Source organism: Halomonas elongata (assembly GCF_029081005.1).
GTDB lineage: Bacteria > Pseudomonadota > Gammaproteobacteria > Pseudomonadales > Halomonadaceae > Halomonas > Halomonas elongata_B.
In genome coordinates, this window is record NZ_JAJQTQ010000006.1 from 41,032 (window position 1) to 56,588 (window position 15,557).

Genomic DNA, 15,557 nt, shown 5'->3' on the forward strand with positions numbered 1-15,557 from the left:
ACGTCTCCTGTTCAGGTCAGCGCGGCGACGCGCTCGGCGAAGTTGGCGAGGTAGGTGTCGGTGATCCGCTGCTGGAAGCCGAGGTCCTCGAGCGGCGGGACCGGGGTGTAGTCGTAGTCGATGCGCAGCTTGCCGGCCTTGAGCGCCTGGGTGGTGTTGAGCTCTTCATTCAGCCAGGCCTCGCCGTCGACGATGTAACCCAGGTTCTTGAGCTCGCGCAGCTTGGCGTTGATGCCTTCGATGATGTCGCGGGCCAGGCTGGGGTGCATGGGCTTGTCGACGGCCCACAGGTGCGCCTCGGCGATGGTGTCGGCGAGGATCTGCGCGGTGCGGGTGTAGTTCTCGAACGGGAACAGCGACTCGGGGCCGGCGCAGGTGCGCGAGCCCCAGAAGCGATAGCCCTGCTGGTTGATCAGCGTGGTGACGTCGGCGGCGTTGAGGATACCGGCGTCGGTGTCGGGCGATTGCAGGTCCCAGAAGACATCGGCCGAGATGCCGGTGACGCCGTTGACCGGGATGTTAGAGAGTGTCTTGTGCCAGCCCACGGTCTGGTCGAGCTTGGCTCGTAGGCCTAGGGCACGGGCCACGGCGCTGACCGTCTTGGTGGCACCCGCGTCGATGTCCCAGGCCTCGAACTCCGGCCAGATGACCATCAGCTCGCGGGCGCCGAAGCTGTCTCGATAGGTGGTGGCATCGGTGACGGTGGAGGCACCGTCGGCGCCGACATAGGCGAAGGCGCGGAGGTCCTGAGCGATGGAGACCAGGGCGGTGGCCACCGGCTGGGTATCCAGCTCCGGCGCGCCCAGGATGCGCGGCGTCACGCCCAGCTTTTGCTTGGCGGTGAGCAGGGCTTGCAGGCCGGTGCGTCGTGACTCGGGGGTCACGGTGCCGACGATGTTGCTGGTGGTCTCGGCGTCGTCGGCGCCTTCATCGACGCGCACGACGACGATGACCGGGTCGCACTGGTCGGCAATGGCGTCCAGGGTGCGCGCCAGGGTGCCGGTGGTACCGGCCTGGCCGATGGCACGGCCGACATTGGTGATCAGCACGGGAGTGTCGAGCGGGAAGGTGGTCGCGTCGGCATCCGGCCCCGTACAGACGATGCCGATGATGGACGTGGAGACGGTGCGAATGACGCGGGTGCCGTCGTTGATTTCGGCGACCCGGACGCCGTGATGGTATTGGTCGAGAGCCATGAGTCGATCCTGATCAGGGGAAACGGTGGCGGAGTTGCGTACTCAGGCCTTCATGGTGTGGTGGAGGCGTGGGTGGGGCGAGTGCTGGCCGGTGTAGAACGCGCGTCTTACACCTGAGGTTGTTATTTCATCTGATCGTCGCTACAAGGGGAGACGTCACACCGTTGCTTGGTGTGGGAAGTAGTATCTTGCAACTCACGATGAGGTAACGCGGAATGTCCGGATACTATGAGCTTAAACAGGCCACCGATGGCCAATATCACTTCACACTCAAGGCCGGCAACCATGAGGTAATCCTTTCCAGTGAGCGTTATACCACTCGTTCAGCCGCAGAGAACGGTATTGAGTCTTGCCAAAATAACTGTGGGAACGACTCGCGTTATGATCGTAAGGAGTCTGTTTCTGGCCAGCCGTATTTCAACTTGAAGGCAGCAAACGGCCAGGTTATCGGCACCAGTGAAATGTATTCGTCCGTGTCGGCTCGCGAGAATGGCATCAGCTCTGTAAAGACGAATGGCAAGAGTACCTTCATCAAGTAAGGTTAAAGCACCAAAGAGCCCGCCACAGTGGCGGGCTGTTGAATTTTCCATCCCTTGGTTTGGCTACCAGAGCAGCTGGTAGGCCAGCACCAGTGCCAGGCAGGCAACGGCCGGGGCGATGAGGTCGAGGGCAGAGTCTTTCGACCAGCCGCGCAGCAGGCCTTCCCACCAGCGCACCGGGAGCGTCTGCCCCCATTGCCAGCCACGCTGAATGCCCAGCTTGTATTCGTGCTGGGTGATCTCGCGGCCGAGATAGAGGGCGATGGCCACTGCCGCGCCGAGGATCTCGCCGGCGGGCAGGTCGAGCCGGGTCATCACGGCCCAGATCGTGACGGTGATGAGCACGGCGATGATGGCATGGGCCAAGTGTGATTGGTTCATTGCATCAGTACCTCCGGTTTAGTGGGCCACTCGACGGCGTCGGGGGTATCGAATCCCTGGGGGATGTCGCGCAACGCTTGTCGGTACGCGGTGACATCGGCTTTCTGCGACTCGGTCAGCGGGTAGTCCGGCATCACCGCGTAGTCGCTATCGCGCAGCAATGTGTCGCGCTGAGCACGCACTAAGCGCCACGCCTTATCGATTAGCGCTTGTTGCATTACAGGCGCCGGTAGCATGTTGCTATTGCTATCGACGTTATAATACATCTTTCCATCGTACTTAATCTTATCAATCAGCATCGTTTACGCTCCCAAATTCAGGTTTGACAGAACATTGCTGTAGTCATTCTTAAACCTGAACTGCTCTTCCAGGTTGGTATTAGTGAAAGATCCGCCAAACATATCCAGCCTGATTGTTACGTACTCCCCTTGTTCCGAGGTGTTTGCCACCATGACGCCGAGCGCGTTTGATGTGGATTCCTTCGTGACTAGGGTGTCCCTCATTGTGAAGTCGGTCGTAGCGTAGCCCGGATATTGATGTGAAAACGGTGCATTCTTCAATGAAACCTCGCACCTGTCGAGAATGACTGTCGAGATGCCTGGATAACGGCCAAAGAAACCCGATGACTCATGCAGCTCCTCAGGGCTTTCATAGTGAGCCTCAATGCGGACGCTCCGTATTCTGGCTATGGCGTTCGATAGCTTTATTAATGAGCCGTCACGTTTTCCCTCACGTTCAGCATCGAATGCCATCCTTAGGGTCGGGATGCCAAGGGTTTCATCTTCCCATCCTCTGATATCAATGAATCCTGAATAATTATCTCCTCTACCACTGATTACGTGGGTTTGACCTCCCCGAAAACTAACTACGGTTTCGAACTGTGGGATTAGCCGGCTCTTTACGCCACTCCAATCTTTCAGGGGTGAAAATGCAGCTCCAGAATTCCCATTGTCACCATCTACTGCATCGACATATAAAATCTGCCGCGCCTTATCGCGCAGCACGTCGGGGACACTCTCGGTTGCCTGATCCACCTTGTTGTCGATCTGTTGCATCTTGCCGGACACGGTATCCAGCAGGTCTCGGGCGGCGCTGACCACGTTGGTAAGTTCGTCCATCACGCTCATGGTTTAGGCTCCATTGGGGCTATTGAGTGGGGTGGTACCGTCGATAACGGCCTGGGCGAGATCGGCCAGGCCCGCTCGTCAAGGTATCGACGCGGGTGGTGCCGGCGACGATGCTGATCAGCGGGGCGCTCATGCGTGCAGCTTCTCCAGGTCCATGACGCGGAACAGCAACTTTGCCGTCTCGTTCATGTTGGTGAGCGTGGCGGCGGCATTGGCGGCGTACTGTTCGCCCCAGGCGGCCAGCGAGAGATCCGCGCCGGTGCTCTCGACGGTGACCGACTCGGCTGGCAGGGCCTCGAGGCGCAAGTCGAAGGCCAGCAGTAGGGGCACGGAATTGCTGATGTAGGCCAGCGGGCGGTCGTCGGACCACACGGCGAGCATGGTGCCGTCGTCGAGAATGAAGCCGACCTCGCGCACCCAGAATTCAGGGCCGTCGCCGTCGACCACTCCGGTGACGTGGATTTGCTGGTCGCCGATGCGCTCGCCGTCGGCGATGGGCACACGGCGGCGTTCATTATGGAGTGCGGTTTCGTCAGCGCTGGGCGTGCGCCCATGACTGCCCAGGGCGATATGGGTGACGCGTGCGGCGACGCCGTCGCCCTGGGCGTTGAATACGGCATTGATGCCGTCGAGGGTGATGACCGGTACCAGGGCCGTCATGCGGGAGCCTCCATGGTGCGATGGGTGAGGGCGACCGCCCGGCAGGTGGCGGCGGCGAGCAGGTGGGCCGGTGTCGGTGCGAGATGTGCGCGGGCACCGGCATCGAGATGAGCGACCGCGACCGTCTCCTGGGTGGCGGCCAGGCCGAACCGTGCCGGCAACGGCGGCACCCGGGGCGTGGCGCCGGCATCGATCGAAGCCACTGCCCCCGGGGTGGCCATGGCGGCCAGGCCCAGGCGGTTCGAGGCACGCAGTGGGCGATACGTCGGCCGCGCCGACTGGTGAGCCAGGGCCCGGCCATTCATGGCGCCGCCGGCGCCGAGCCGGTCGGGGCCGAACTTGGCACCGACGCGGAAGGTGTAGTGACTGCGCACGTTCTTGGTGGCGTCGATCGTGGCGCGCAGCTCGTCGTATAGCTCGGGGCCGATCAGCGCCGGCGCGTTCGGGGTCAGGTTGTCGTTGACGTACAGCAAGGCATCGAAGGTACCGCGCGGCAGATGGGGCGTGGTCTCGAACCACTCGGTGATCTCGATATCGACGCCCATGGCCTCCAGGGCGCGATCCACGGCCAGCCGGGTGCCCTTGATGCGGTGTACCTGGAAGCTGGCTGCGATGACCTCGCGCTTGACGCGCTCCGGCCAGTCCGGCGACCAGTGATCGACCGAGAACGCCCAGGCCAGGAACGGCAGCATGCGCACCGGGCAGGTGTGCGGGTTCCACAGAGTGCGCAGCGGGACCGGCAGCGTGAGTGGGTGCGAGCTGGCGACGCGGCTTTCGAGCTCGGTGCGATTCGGTGGCAGCAGCTGGCTCATGACCGGCGCCCTCCCACGGTGATGGTGGTGCCCATGCAGCGAGGTGCCTGGTGGGGTTCGGCGCGCAGGTCTTCCCAACCGTTGAGCTCCACGGCGACCACGCCCTCGACGGTCAGGGCGGCATCAATGCCGCTGCGCGTGACCCAGCCGCCGAGGCGGTGGCGTTCGACGATATAGGTGTTGAGGCGTTGGCGTGCCGCGTCGCGGACCACTTCGCTATCGGGCCCGGGGCTGAGGGTAAGCACGGCGTCGATGTGGTAGTCGGCCAGGGTGGCCGGCTGCACGGTGACGCGGTCGGTCAGCGGGCGGCGTTCGTCGATATGGGCGTGCACGGCCTCGAGCACCTCGGGCCCCGGGATGCCGTCGCCGCTTCGCGCGAGCACGGTGACGATGACGTCGACCGGCTCGGGGCTGACCACCGAGATATCGAGCACGTCGCTATGCGCGGCGCGGGCCTGGAACTCATAGGCGCCGACCGGGCCGGCGACCGAGAGCGACTCGAACGCCAACTGGATGCGGGCGCGGTAATCGGCATCGCGCTCGTAGGTGGGCGGTACCGGCGGCACGGCATCCGGATCGCCGGGGTCGAGCATCAGGCGTTTGACGTTGTAGTTGGCACCGAACTGGTCGAGATCGTCATCTTCGGCATAGGCGAGCATGACGGCGCGGGCGGCCTCGTTGATGCGTTGGCGCAGGAGCAGTTCGCGGTAGGCGTTTTCCTGCAGCAGCTTGGTTAGCGGCTCGGATTCCAGGGCCAGGGTTGCGGTGATGGCCTCGCGTTCCTCGGCCGGGTAGAGGCTGACGAGCCGGTCCTTGCGCTCGGCAAACAGGCTCTCGTAGTCGAGTGCCTCGACGATGTCCGGTGCGGGCAGCTGCGAGAGATCGATCGGGGTCGTCATGCCACGCCCCTGGCGGCCAGCGGCACGCGGATGTCGAGGTTGGCCCCGGTGGCGACGACTACGGCCTGGATGGTCAGGGTCAGCCGGCCGGGACGCTCGGTGCTCACCTCGCGCTGGATGGCCTGGACGCGGATGCGCGGTTCCCAGCGCATCAGCGCGACGATGGTCGCCGAGTAAGCGCGCAGCGCCGTGGCACCGTTCAGCGGCTGGTCGACGAGCTCGGGCAACAGCGAGCCGTAGTCGCGGCGCATGACACGCGAGCCGATGGGCGTTGTGAGGATGTCGGTAACCGACTGGCGGATGTGCTCGATGCCGCTTAGGCCGGTGCCGGTGGTGCGTTGCATGCCGTTCATGCGGGTATCCCCGTGATGCTGTTGCCGCTGGTCACGCCCAGGTGCTTATGGGTCGCCCCGATGTCGGTGCCGTTGTGCGTGACGCCGCTGCCCTGGATGGCCAGGGTGCCGTTGATGGTGACGTCGGCGTTGACGGTCGCGCCGCCCTGGGCGGTCAGCGTGACCGTGCCCTGGGCGTCGATGGTGGCGTCGCCCGGCAGCGCGGCGCGCAGGTGACTTCTTTCATGGTTGTACTCGAGCACGGCGCCATCCGGCATCTCGATCATGGTGATCTCGGGCTTGTCGCTGGGTGCCGGGATGTGGTCGGAGTTGATGCCCATCAGCACCGTAGCGCCACGCAGCTCACCGCCCGGGGTGAGCAGGAGCACCTGTTCCCCCTCGGTGGGCGGGTTCCATGTGCGCGTCTTGCCGGCGCGCTGTTCGCGCCAGGGAATCCAGTCGGTTTTCATCGCGCCCACGAACACCCGCACCCTCGCCGGCTTGGGCGGCGACGCGGTGATGTTGCCGTGATCGACCTCGGCGATGACGCCGGGGCGTACCAGGTTGTGCAGCAGGCGGTTGATCTCGACTTGGTTCATGCCGCTATCGTGGCGGGGTGCCGCGCGCGGGCGAAGCGGTGCCCGGTGTAAGAGTGGCGCTCTACACCGGGGATGGTTCAGGGCGTTGTGAGGTGCTCGAGCAGAGCGTCCTGGATGGCCTCTCGGTCGGCGTCGCTGAAGCCGAGCAGTTGCCGTTCGGCGTACTTCACGCGTGGGCCGTCGCCGTCGACGTTGTCGTGCAGACCGTACTGGTGCACGCGGACGATGCGGTTGACGCGGCCGAAGAAGCCGGCGACCGCCGCGTCGCTGGTACCGCGCGTGCGCAGATATTTGGCGGTGCGCAGCTTGTTGAACATGCCACGCCGGCGGATCGAGCCGGCCTTCTGGCGGTTCTGGGGTTTGCGTGGGGCGTATGCGCTGCCGTCGGGGTTTTCCTGGGCCTTGATGCGTTCGCGTTGATTCTGGCGCAACGTGGTGGCGACGCGGCGGGCGAGTTGGCGGCGTTGCTTGGGCTCGAGCCGGGCGAGCAACGGCCCGACCCAGTCCTCGAGTTGTTCCAGGTCAGTAGAGCTCATCGTCGACTCCGGCCGTTTCCCACTCGGCGATCTTGACGAAGTCGCCGCCGAGGCGCTCGCGGATCTCCAGCGTCCACTTCACGCCGGGGCAGTCGGGCCGTTCGAAGCGCGGCATGCGGTGCTCGGCGGTGATGCGGCCGGATTCGCAGTCGCGCTTTGCGACCACGCGTTCGTCGAGGCGCACCCGCAGGGCGAGGTCGACGGCGTCGTTGTTGAGGATCTCCGCCTCGAATGACACGGCCTGCTCGGGTTCGAGGTCGGGCTGATAGATCGACAGCCAGTCAAGCAGCGGCAGCATGATGGCGTCGATCTCGCCGGCGTAGTCGGTGAGGATCAGTTGCGCGGTGAAGCGATAGCCGTGGCTGAGGTTGGGACCGCGTGAAAACTGCACGCTGCCATCCTCGACGAAGGTCAGCAGGCGGTCCGGATCGCGCTTGAGGTCGGGCACGGCGTCGATCAGATACTGACGCAGAGCGCTGAGTTTGCGCATGGTGAGGTCTCCCGGTCAGCGCCGCAGGCGACGTTCAATGGCCACCGCCAGACGGTCGCATTGGCGACCGAGCCAGCGCAGGGGCGAGAGGCAGGCTTCGAGCCATTGGGTCAGGATAGTGCGCAGGCGTTGGCGAAAGGTCATGGCGCATCTCCCGTTGTGGCGTGGCAGTCGATGATGGCGTCGACTCGGGCAGCGCAGCTTGCCCAGGCGGCCTCTGTCAGTTCCAACTGGCGGTGCATTTCACCGTTGGTCGTCGGATGGCTGGCCGGCAGCGTGCAGGGAGACGGGGTCGCGCAGTGCTTCACGATAAGCGGCGGCGCCGGTGACGGCGTTTCGGTCGCGCAGGCGGATAACAGACTCAGGCAGACGAGTGTCGGCCCAAGCGCGTAGCTCGGCATTTTCACGTTGCAGCTCCTCGAGGCTGGCGAGACGGTCGGAGGCGGTGCGCTCGAGCGTTGCGAGCGTATCGTTCAGGGCACGACGCTGGTCGGCGAGACGCTCGGCGTTATCCCATAGCGCCTCGATGACCACTTGGCGTTGCCGGCTTTCCTGTTGGGCTCGATCGCGTTGATCCGACAGACGTGCGGCGTATTGCTGGGCGGCGTTACCGCGCTCCCATAGCGCCCAGCCACCCACGGCCAGGCCGATCAGCAGGAAGAACAGCAGTCCCCACCGGACCAGTGGCCCGTCGAGTCGGGTCAAGATCGATCCCATGATCCCACCCCCACCAGGCAGAGTTCGCGCTCGGCGGCCCGGCGCTTGACCAGTCCGGCGAGCTTACGGCCGTTCGCGTAGATCCAGCGCGACAGCTCATTGCATGCCGCGCGGACCTTGCCGGCATTGAGGCGCTCGAGCAGCGTGGACCGTGCGAAGGCGCCTTCTCCGACATTGAAGATGAAGCTGCCCAGGGCAGCACGCCGGGTCGGTGGCATGGCATCCAACACGCTCGTGGATACCTCGCGTTGCAGAGCGTCGAAGGCCTCACCCAGATCTCCGGCCAATAGACGTTGGCACTCGGCGTCGCTGAGTGTCTGGCCGAGCTCGACATCCGGACCTGTGTGCCCGGTGCAGATGGTCGGGATGCCCACCGGGTCGGTATAGGCCGTGTTGCGAGTGCCTTCGTAGTGGCCGACCACCTGGATGGCAAGCGTGAGCGCGCCGCCGGCGGCCGCACCGATGGCACCTCCGCCGAGCCAGCGGTTTCGGTTCATCATGTCTCCGTCTCCGTGTTGGTGCGGCGTTGGCGTCGCCACTGTCGAAAGCGGTTGATATAGCGCGGTACCAGCAGGCCGATCTGTAGCCCCAGATAGCAAAGCGTGAGCACGGTGACCCAGTCCGACGGCGTCATGCCGCCGGCATGCAGCAGTGCCACGAGTGCCGGTGGCGTGGTCTTCATGGCCTCGGTGGTGACGTTGAGCTCTTGCGCCATGGGGCGTCCTACGTTGTCGGTCGTGTTAGTCCCAGAGCTGCACGCTGGGTGCGCGCACGGGCTCGGGGGCGATGTCGGGCAGGGTGACCGGGGTGCCCGAAGGCAACACGGCACCCAGCTCGGCGATTCCCTGGTTGAGTGACAGGACCTGCTCGGTCACCTCGGCGGTGCGGCCGAGGTGGCGGTAGCAAATGCGGTCCAGGGTGTCGCCCTGCTCGCTGCGCACGGTGCGGCTCATATCAACTCGACGGTAGTGTGGGGCCGGCCCTCGATCTCCGAGATGGCCCAATGGGCATCGCGGCGGTAGGCATCGGCCGGGTCGTCGAGCTCGAGGCCGCGCTCCCGGGCTGAATTGGTGGCGTCGTAGTCGGCATAGCGCTCTGCCAGGCCGGCGTGAGCCATCGACATCACGGCCCGCTCGTAGAGGGCCCGGTAGATGCCCGGGGCCTGCCAGATCGGCACCGGGATGGCATCGACAGTGGGGTAGCCGTCGGCCATCTGCTCGGCCTGCCAATCGCGCAGCACGCGGTTGATGTGGGCCATGGCAGCCTCGAGAGCACCGGTCAGCCGCGCATCGGTGACGGTACCGTCGAGACGGTGTCGATCGCGGAAGGTCTCCGGCTCAATGTCCGGCCAGAAACCGTTGTTGGTCACCGGCCGCGCGGGCGGCTCGGCGTCTGGCGTGGTGTTTGAGTGGATGCCGGTGGAAACGAAGCTGCTCATGGGACTCCTGTTAAGAAGGGGGTGGACCGGTTCGGCGAGGTAGGCCGGGGCCGCTCGCTGGCCGGTGCCCCCTTGGCGTCGGCGTGCGACTCGGTGTCAGGCCGGGGCGTTACTGCCCTGGCCAGCGTTCTGTTGTTGCTTGAGTTCGCGCTCAAGGCGCTCGATGTCCTTCTTCACCCCGGCGCGGTCGTTGAGCTCCAGGGCGCGCTGCAGGTGCTCCAGGGCCTCGGCGGCGTGGCCACCGCGCGCGCGTTCGGCATAGCCCAGGGCCTTATGCAGCTTGGCGCGGATGGGGTCGTGCATATCCGCTTCGCGCGTAAGCGCTTCGGCGCGTGCCAGGTGCATGGCCAGCTCAGCAGCGTCGTTGGCTGCGTGGGCCCGGCCTTCATCGGTGTCGTCGTGCGGCTTTTCGAGCTGCCGCATAGCTTCCTCGGCCAGCTGCTCGGCGACAATGCTCGGCGTGTCGCGCTCGAAGCGGTCGGGCGTATCCAGCCCATGGCGCAGCGCGTATTCGGCGATGGCCAGGGCGCCGGCGAGGTCGCCGATATCCAGCCGCCAGAGCATGACGGTGACGACGACGTCGTCCTGGGCGCCGGTACCAGCCTCGAGCACGCCGGCGACGTAGGCGTCGAACTCCGGCAACAGCTCGCGCTTCTTGTCGATCTTGCGCTCGGTGCTCTTGATGCCCTTGAGCGTGCGCCGGGCCTCATACAGGGCGGCTGCGTGCAGTTCGTACTGTTCGCCAGACTGCGACTGGCCCGGAGAGGCGCCACCGGCCGCCATGGCGGCGGTGACGCGCTGGTAGTGTCGACGAGCGGGGGATGTCATCGGGGCTCCTTACTGGGCGAACTCGATGTTCTCGACCAGGCAGCCGAACCCGTAATCCTCGACGACATAGGCGTCGTTGGAGGATTCATAGTTCTCGATCCGGTTGCGCTTGGGGTTGTCCTGCAGGTAACGGCGGCGGCTGCCGCGTTGCCAGTACAGGGAGAGGTTCTCGAGGCTGGTGATCAACATGGCGCCGTCGGGCACGAAGGGCACGCGCACCGCCTGCAGGCCGCCGACACGCTTCTGGCTGACGATCATGTCCAGCGCCCGGGCTTCGGTGGGCGTCTCGGCATGCTGCTGGATCAGCGGGAAATACTTGTCGGCGAGCATCTTCCGGCCCATCACGGCGACCAGGTCGGTAGACTCGCGATGCCAGGGATCGACCATCTCGTTGACGGCATCGAATACCAGGGCGTCGAGGTTGTTGTAATCGCCGCCGCTGCCGATGACGACCTTGCCGGCGGTGGCCCCGTCCTTGAGCACCCGCTGCGGGGCGGCGTCGCGGTAGTGCTGCAGCCAGCCCTTGTTGACGTCCTGCAGCATCGGGTGGGCGACGCGGTCGGTTTCGACGGCCGCCGCGGTACCGTTCAGGCCGATCATGATGCGGTCCAGCGCCTGTCGGCGAACGATGGCGTTGCGCAGTCGAGTCTGGAAATCGGGGAAGCGCGACCAGGCGTCGAGCTGCGCCCATCTGACGTAGGTGTCGAACTCCGTGGAGGCGCACTCGTAGCCGGTGGCCGTCAGTTCGGATACGTCACGCGGGGCGCGATCCTTGGATTCGACATCGGTACGCCCGGCAATCGGTCCGATAACGCCCATGCCGACCTTCTGGCCCTTGATCTCGTCGACGCCGACCACGTTGATGCGGCCCAGGAACTCGCTGGACTCCTGGATGCGGGATTCCAGCGTCTGCTGCACCGAGGGTTCGACGTTGAACATCTCGGTGGCACTGGCGACACCATTGATGGTGGCCAGGCGCTCGCGGAACTGGTTAAGAGCTTGACGGGTATCGTTACGCATTGGGTGTCCTCAGCAGTCGGTCTGGGCGGCGCCGCCGTCGCTGCCCAGAGCGGGGGCGCGATGCGGCGTGTCGGGGGTGTTGTCGAGCTGGGTATAGAGCTCGTCGAGACGGCGCTTGACCTCTTCGTGGGCGGTCTTCAACTCGTTGAAGGCCTCGGCGGAGGGGCGCTTGTCGAGCTCGGCCTTGAGGTCGCCATGTTTCTGGACAAACACTTCGAGCGTCTGCTCGAGCTCACCCCGGAATGCCTCGAAGCCCTTGGCGGTCTTGGCGTCGTGCTTCTTGAACAGCGCCTTGACGCGGTCGGCCAGGGAGGGGCCTTGTTCCTCGGCGGTTGGCTCGCTGAAATCGAGCGCGGTCTCGACCGCGGCGGTGAACAGGTTGTCCGGATGTTGCTTGCGGGCGGCCAGCGGGGAGGACTGACCCGCTTCGCGCGAGAACTTGAGCATCTCGGTCCCCAGCGACGCCGGCGAATCGGTGACTGCCAGGCCTTCGAGATATGCCTCGCCGGTATCACCGAAACTCGGGTTGACCTCGATGGAGGTGTAGACCTTCTGGCGTTGACCGTTGATCTCTTTCAACTGGTCGGTCGGGTCGATGTCGGCGAACAGGCCGAGCTTGCCGCCGGCGACTTCCTCCGCCTTCAGCGCGGTGACGTCACCGAGCGCCGCGAACGGTCCATCGGGCAGCATCCCGCGCATGTGCTCCATGAAGATGCGGGCCCCGTACGTGGCGGGGTCGTAGTTAGCGGCCATCTGCTCGATCCATTCTCGCTTGATCTCGCGGCCGTCGGTGGTGGCGCCTTCGGTGGCGACTTGGAACCAGTGCATGGGCGTCCTCGGGTCGGGTGTCTGACGATGCCGTCAGGTTCCGCGCCCACGGCCAGCGCCTCAACGCGGGGCCGGTGTAAGAGGGCACGCCTACACCGAGGCCAGGACGGTGGCGCCTCGCGCGCGGGTAGGCTGTCGGCATGACGACACCGCTACCCGATACCCCAGATTCCCCGCGCCTGACGGCCCGCCATCTCTACTGGCAGGGCTGGCGAGTGGCGCGTATTGCCGAGTTCCTCGACATCAAGGCGCCGACCATTCATAGCTGGAAGGAACGCGACGGCTGGGAGGAGGCGTCGCCGACCGAGCGGGTGGAAGGGGCGCTGGAGTCGCGTCTGGTTCAACTGATCGGCAAGGACGCGAAGGAAGGGAGGGATTTCAAGGAAATCGACCTGCTAGGTCGGCAGATCGAGCGGCTGGCCCGAGTGCATCGGTACCAGGAGACGGGCAAGGAAGGCGATCTCAATCCCAACATCGAGCGCCGCAACGCCGGCGAGAAGAAGAAGCCTCGCCGCAACTACCTGGACGACGACCAGATCGAGCAGCTCAAGGCGGCGTTCCTCGAACGGTGCTTTCAGTACCAGCTGGACTGGTATGAGGCCGGGCTCAAGCATCGCATTCGCAACATTCTCAAGAGCCGCCAGATCGGCGCGACGGACTTTTTCTCCCTCGAGGCGATCGTCGACGCCTTCGAGCACGGCCGGAACAAGATCTTCCTCTCGGCCAGCAAGGCCCAGGCGCATATTTTCCGTAACTACATCACGAAGTTCGTCAAGGAGGTCTGCGACGTCGACCTCAAGGGCGATCCGATCGTCTTGGACAATGGCGCGGAATTGCACTTCCTGGGCACCAACTCGAAGACCGCCCAGGGCTACCACGGCGACGTCTATCTGGATGAGTACTTCTGGATTCACCGCTTCCAGGAATTCCGCAAGGTCACCTCCGGGATGGCCATGCACAAGAAGTGGCGCCAGACCTACTTCTCGACGCCCTCGAGCCTGGGCCACGAGGCCTACCCGTTCTGGTCCGGCGAGCTGTTCAACAAGCGCCGCAAGAAGAGCGAGCGCCAGGAGTTCGATGTCAGCCACGCCGCGCTGGCCGGCGGGGCGCTATGCCCGGACGGCCACTGGCGGCAGATCGTCACCGTCGAGGATGCCATCGCCGGCGGCTGCGACCTGTTCGACCTTGAGCAGCTCAAGCTGGAATACAGCCCCGACGAGTACGCGAACCTGCTGATGTGCCAGTTTGTCGACGACAGCCAGAGCGCCTTCCCGCTGTCCCTGGTGCACCCCTGCATGGTCGACAGCTGGGAGGTCTGGGACGACTACCGGCCGTTTGCGCCGCGCCCGGTGGGCGACCGCGGGGTGTGGATCGGATACGACCCGACCGGTACCGGCGAGGATGGCGACGGCGCCGGCCTTGTGGTGGTGTTGCCGGCACGCAGTGCCGGCGAGAAGCACCGCATCCTGGAGCGTCACCGGCTCAAGGGCGAGGACTACGAGGCCCAGGCGGCGTTCATCGAGTCGTTCCGCACCAAGTACCGCATCGAGCATATCGGCATCGATGTCAGCGGTCTGGGCGAGGCGGTGGCCGAGCACGTCGAGAAGTGGTTCCCGACGCTCACCCGCTTCCGCTATGACCCGGCGGTGAAGGGCCGGCTGGTCATGCAGGCTCAGCAGATCATGCGCAAGGACCGGCTCGAGTTCGACGCTGGCTGGAGGGACATGGCTGAGTCGTTCATGGCCATCAAGCGCGAACTCACCGCCTCCGGCCGCCAATTCACCTACACCAGCGGGCGCAGCAAGGCGACCGGCCATGCCGACCTTGCCTGGGCCGCCATGCACGCCCTCAGCCACGAACCGATCGACGGCCCGGCCGTAGGGGCTGGGCAGTCCATCATGGAGATGTCCGAATGACCGCCACCGAGAAACCCCGCGTCCGCGTTCCGGCCTACCAGGTCAGCGATGGCGGCGCCGCGTCAAGCGAATCGGCCAGCCTGTCAACGGAAACGCCCGTATCGTCAAACGCCCGTGCCCAGGCCTTCAGCTTCGGCGACCCGGAGCCGGTGACCAGCATGCGCGATGTGATCTACGAGGGGATCTGGCTGTCGCCGGACGAGTGGTACGAGCCGCCGGTGCCGATGTCGATCCTGGCGAAGAGTTACCGGGCCACGGCTCACCACGGCTCGGCGCTCCAGGTGAAACGCAACATCCTGCTGCGCACGTTCGAGCCCCACGAGCTGCTGGGTCGACGGACGTTCTCGGCGCTGGCCCTGGATTACCTGGTGTTCGGCAATGGCTACCTCGAGGAGGTGCGCGGCCGGCTGGGCAAGCGGCTACCGTTCCGCCACCTGGGCGCCAAATACATGCGCCGCGGCGGCAAGCGGGCCGATCGCTACTGGTGGGTGCCCAACTACCTGGAACGTACCGAGCTGCCGCGGGGCCGGGTTATGCACCTGCTCGAGCCGGACATCGACCAGGGGATCTATGGCGTGCCGGACTACCTGGGCAGCCTGCAGTCGGCCTGGCTCAACGAGTCTGCGACGCTGTTCCGCCGGCGCTACTACCTGAACGGCAGCCACGCCGGGTTCGTGATGTACGTCAGCGACCCGGCTCATGACCAGCGCGACATCGACGACCTTCGCCAGGCGCTCAAGGAGAGCAAGGGCGTGGGTAACTTCAAGAACCTGTTCATGTACTCGCCCAACGGCAAGAAGGACGGGGTGCAGATCATCCCGGTCTCGGAGGTCGCCGCCAAGGATGACTTCTGGAACATCAAGAACATCACGCGCGATGACCAACTCGCCGGTCACCGGATCCCCCCTCAGTTGATGGGCATCATCCCGCAGAACACCGGCGGTTTCGGCGATGTCGAGAAGGCGGCCCGGGTGTTCGTCGCCAACGAGCTCGAGCCGCTGCAGGCCACCATGCGCGAGATCAACGAATGGGCCGGCGAGGAAATCGTGCGGTTCGACCCGTATTCCCTCGAGGGCGATGGCAGCCCGGCCACATAGCAACCATAAGAAAAAGCGCCCGTGGCTGAGCCAACGGGCGCGAATTGCTCGCGTTCATCCTTGATCGCTGGGGAGCCTCCCGAGCTCCTCGAGCAACAGCATCATTCTATCTCAATGCTGTATATATAAACAGGTATAAAGG

At 65.0% G+C, this 15,557-nt stretch carries 23 protein-coding genes and 1 pseudogene; 3 read left to right on the plus strand and 21 right to left on the minus strand.

Annotation, left to right across the window (positions count from 1 at the left end; translation table 11 throughout):
• Positions 1-11: 11 nt before the first annotated feature.
• Complete coding sequence (locus tag LU493_RS06205; RefSeq protein ID WP_275286921.1) at positions 12-1,196, minus strand: phage tail sheath protein; 1,185 nt, start codon at positions 1,194-1,196, stop codon at positions 12-14.
• 215 nt (positions 1,197-1,411) lie between these two features.
• Between LU493_RS06205 and LU493_RS06210 the strand changes: the two genes are divergently transcribed.
• Positions 1,412-1,735 carry a YegP family protein gene (locus LU493_RS06210; protein WP_275286922.1) on the plus strand — a complete coding sequence of 108 codons (324 nt, stop codon included), beginning with the start codon at positions 1,412-1,414 and terminating at the stop codon, positions 1,733-1,735.
• Positions 1,736-1,798: 63 nt separating this feature from the next.
• Here LU493_RS06210 and LU493_RS06215 read toward each other — a convergent pair whose 3' ends face one another.
• From LU493_RS06215 to LU493_RS06305, 20 genes and pseudogenes are all read right to left on the minus strand, one after another.
• Positions 1,799-2,116: a hypothetical protein gene (locus LU493_RS06215; protein WP_275286923.1), complete on the minus strand. Its 318-nt coding sequence runs from the start codon at positions 2,114-2,116 to the stop codon at positions 1,799-1,801.
• Complete coding sequence (locus LU493_RS06220; protein ID WP_275286924.1) at positions 2,113-2,415, minus strand: tail fiber assembly protein; 303 nt, start codon at positions 2,413-2,415, stop codon at positions 2,113-2,115. The genes LU493_RS06215 and LU493_RS06220 overlap by 4 nt, the downstream gene beginning before the upstream one ends.
• A gap of 3 nt (positions 2,416-2,418) precedes the next feature.
• On the minus strand, positions 2,419-3,243 hold the full coding sequence (locus LU493_RS06225; protein ID WP_275286925.1) for a hypothetical protein: 825 nt from the start codon (positions 3,241-3,243) through the stop codon (positions 2,419-2,421).
• A gap of 129 nt (positions 3,244-3,372) precedes the next feature.
• A complete protein-coding gene (locus LU493_RS06230; protein WP_275286926.1) occupies positions 3,373-3,903 on the minus strand; it encodes a phage tail protein in 531 nt (176 codons plus the stop codon).
• Positions 3,900-4,715: a phage tail protein I gene (locus LU493_RS06235; RefSeq protein WP_275286927.1), complete on the minus strand. Its 816-nt coding sequence runs from the start codon at positions 4,713-4,715 to the stop codon at positions 3,900-3,902. The genes LU493_RS06230 and LU493_RS06235 overlap by 4 nt, the downstream gene beginning before the upstream one ends.
• The gene (locus LU493_RS06240) at positions 4,712-5,614 is read right to left on the minus strand and encodes a baseplate assembly protein (RefSeq protein WP_275286928.1); all 903 of its coding nucleotides are present in this window, start codon (positions 5,612-5,614) and stop codon (positions 4,712-4,714) included. Before LU493_RS06240 ends, LU493_RS06235 begins: the two co-directional genes overlap by 4 nt.
• The gene (locus tag LU493_RS06245; protein ID WP_275286929.1) at positions 5,611-5,967 is read right to left on the minus strand and encodes a GPW/gp25 family protein; all 357 of its coding nucleotides are present in this window, start codon (positions 5,965-5,967) and stop codon (positions 5,611-5,613) included. Before LU493_RS06245 ends, LU493_RS06240 begins: the two co-directional genes overlap by 4 nt.
• Positions 5,964-6,545: a phage baseplate assembly protein V gene (locus tag LU493_RS06250; protein ID WP_275286930.1), complete on the minus strand. Its 582-nt coding sequence runs from the start codon at positions 6,543-6,545 to the stop codon at positions 5,964-5,966. The genes LU493_RS06245 and LU493_RS06250 overlap by 4 nt, the downstream gene beginning before the upstream one ends.
• Before the next feature lie 77 nt (positions 6,546-6,622).
• Positions 6,623-7,081, minus strand: coding sequence for a phage virion morphogenesis protein (locus LU493_RS06255; RefSeq protein WP_275286931.1), 459 nt, complete (start codon positions 7,079-7,081; stop codon positions 6,623-6,625).
• Positions 7,068-7,571, minus strand: a complete 504-nt coding sequence (locus tag LU493_RS06260) for a phage tail protein (protein WP_275286932.1) — start codon at positions 7,569-7,571, stop codon at positions 7,068-7,070. Before LU493_RS06260 ends, LU493_RS06255 begins: the two co-directional genes overlap by 14 nt.
• A gap of 15 nt (positions 7,572-7,586) precedes the next feature.
• Positions 7,587-7,715: a hypothetical protein gene (locus LU493_RS06265; protein WP_275286933.1), complete on the minus strand. Its 129-nt coding sequence runs from the start codon at positions 7,713-7,715 to the stop codon at positions 7,587-7,589.
• Positions 7,712-7,936: an Rz1-like lysis system protein LysC gene (gene lysC / locus LU493_RS20030; RefSeq protein WP_428994531.1), complete on the minus strand. Its 225-nt coding sequence runs from the start codon at positions 7,934-7,936 to the stop codon at positions 7,712-7,714. Before lysC ends, LU493_RS06265 begins: the two co-directional genes overlap by 4 nt.
• Positions 7,851-8,288: pseudogene (gene lysB, locus LU493_RS06270) on the minus strand (Rz-like lysis system protein LysB); the annotation flags it as partial. The gene lysC and the pseudogene lysB, both read right to left, overlap by 86 nt.
• Positions 8,273-8,788: a lysozyme gene (locus LU493_RS06275; protein WP_275286935.1), complete on the minus strand. Its 516-nt coding sequence runs from the start codon at positions 8,786-8,788 to the stop codon at positions 8,273-8,275. The gene LU493_RS06275 and the pseudogene lysB, both read right to left, overlap by 16 nt.
• Complete coding sequence (locus LU493_RS06280) at positions 8,785-9,003, minus strand: hypothetical protein (RefSeq protein WP_275286936.1); 219 nt, start codon at positions 9,001-9,003, stop codon at positions 8,785-8,787. Before LU493_RS06280 ends, LU493_RS06275 begins: the two co-directional genes overlap by 4 nt.
• Positions 9,004-9,028: 25 nt before the next feature.
• Complete coding sequence (locus LU493_RS06285) at positions 9,029-9,241, minus strand: tail protein X (RefSeq protein WP_275286937.1); 213 nt, start codon at positions 9,239-9,241, stop codon at positions 9,029-9,031.
• Entirely contained in the window at positions 9,238-9,726 is a 489-nt protein-coding gene (locus LU493_RS06290; protein WP_275286938.1) for a head completion/stabilization protein, read from the minus strand. Before LU493_RS06290 ends, LU493_RS06285 begins: the two co-directional genes overlap by 4 nt.
• Before the next feature lie 96 nt (positions 9,727-9,822).
• Positions 9,823-10,554, minus strand: coding sequence for a phage terminase small subunit (gene gpM / locus LU493_RS06295; protein ID WP_275286939.1), 732 nt, complete (start codon positions 10,552-10,554; stop codon positions 9,823-9,825).
• A gap of 9 nt (positions 10,555-10,563) precedes the next feature.
• Positions 10,564-11,574 carry a phage major capsid protein, P2 family gene (locus LU493_RS06300; protein ID WP_275286940.1) on the minus strand — a complete coding sequence of 337 codons (1,011 nt, stop codon included), beginning with the start codon at positions 11,572-11,574 and terminating at the stop codon, positions 10,564-10,566.
• 9 nt (positions 11,575-11,583) lie between these two features.
• Positions 11,584-12,402 carry a GPO family capsid scaffolding protein gene (locus tag LU493_RS06305; protein WP_275286941.1) on the minus strand — a complete coding sequence of 273 codons (819 nt, stop codon included), beginning with the start codon at positions 12,400-12,402 and terminating at the stop codon, positions 11,584-11,586.
• Between the two features lie 140 nt (positions 12,403-12,542).
• On the opposite strand from LU493_RS06305, the gene LU493_RS06310 reads away from it, so the two are divergent.
• Both LU493_RS06310 and LU493_RS06315 read left to right on the plus strand, forming a co-directional pair.
• On the plus strand, positions 12,543-14,318 hold the full coding sequence (locus LU493_RS06310) for a terminase large subunit domain-containing protein (RefSeq protein ID WP_275286942.1): 1,776 nt from the start codon (positions 12,543-12,545) through the stop codon (positions 14,316-14,318).
• Positions 14,315-15,415, plus strand: coding sequence for a phage portal protein (locus LU493_RS06315; RefSeq protein WP_275286943.1), 1,101 nt, complete (start codon positions 14,315-14,317; stop codon positions 15,413-15,415). Before LU493_RS06310 ends, LU493_RS06315 begins: the two co-directional genes overlap by 4 nt.
• Positions 15,416-15,557: the final 142 nt, after the last annotated feature.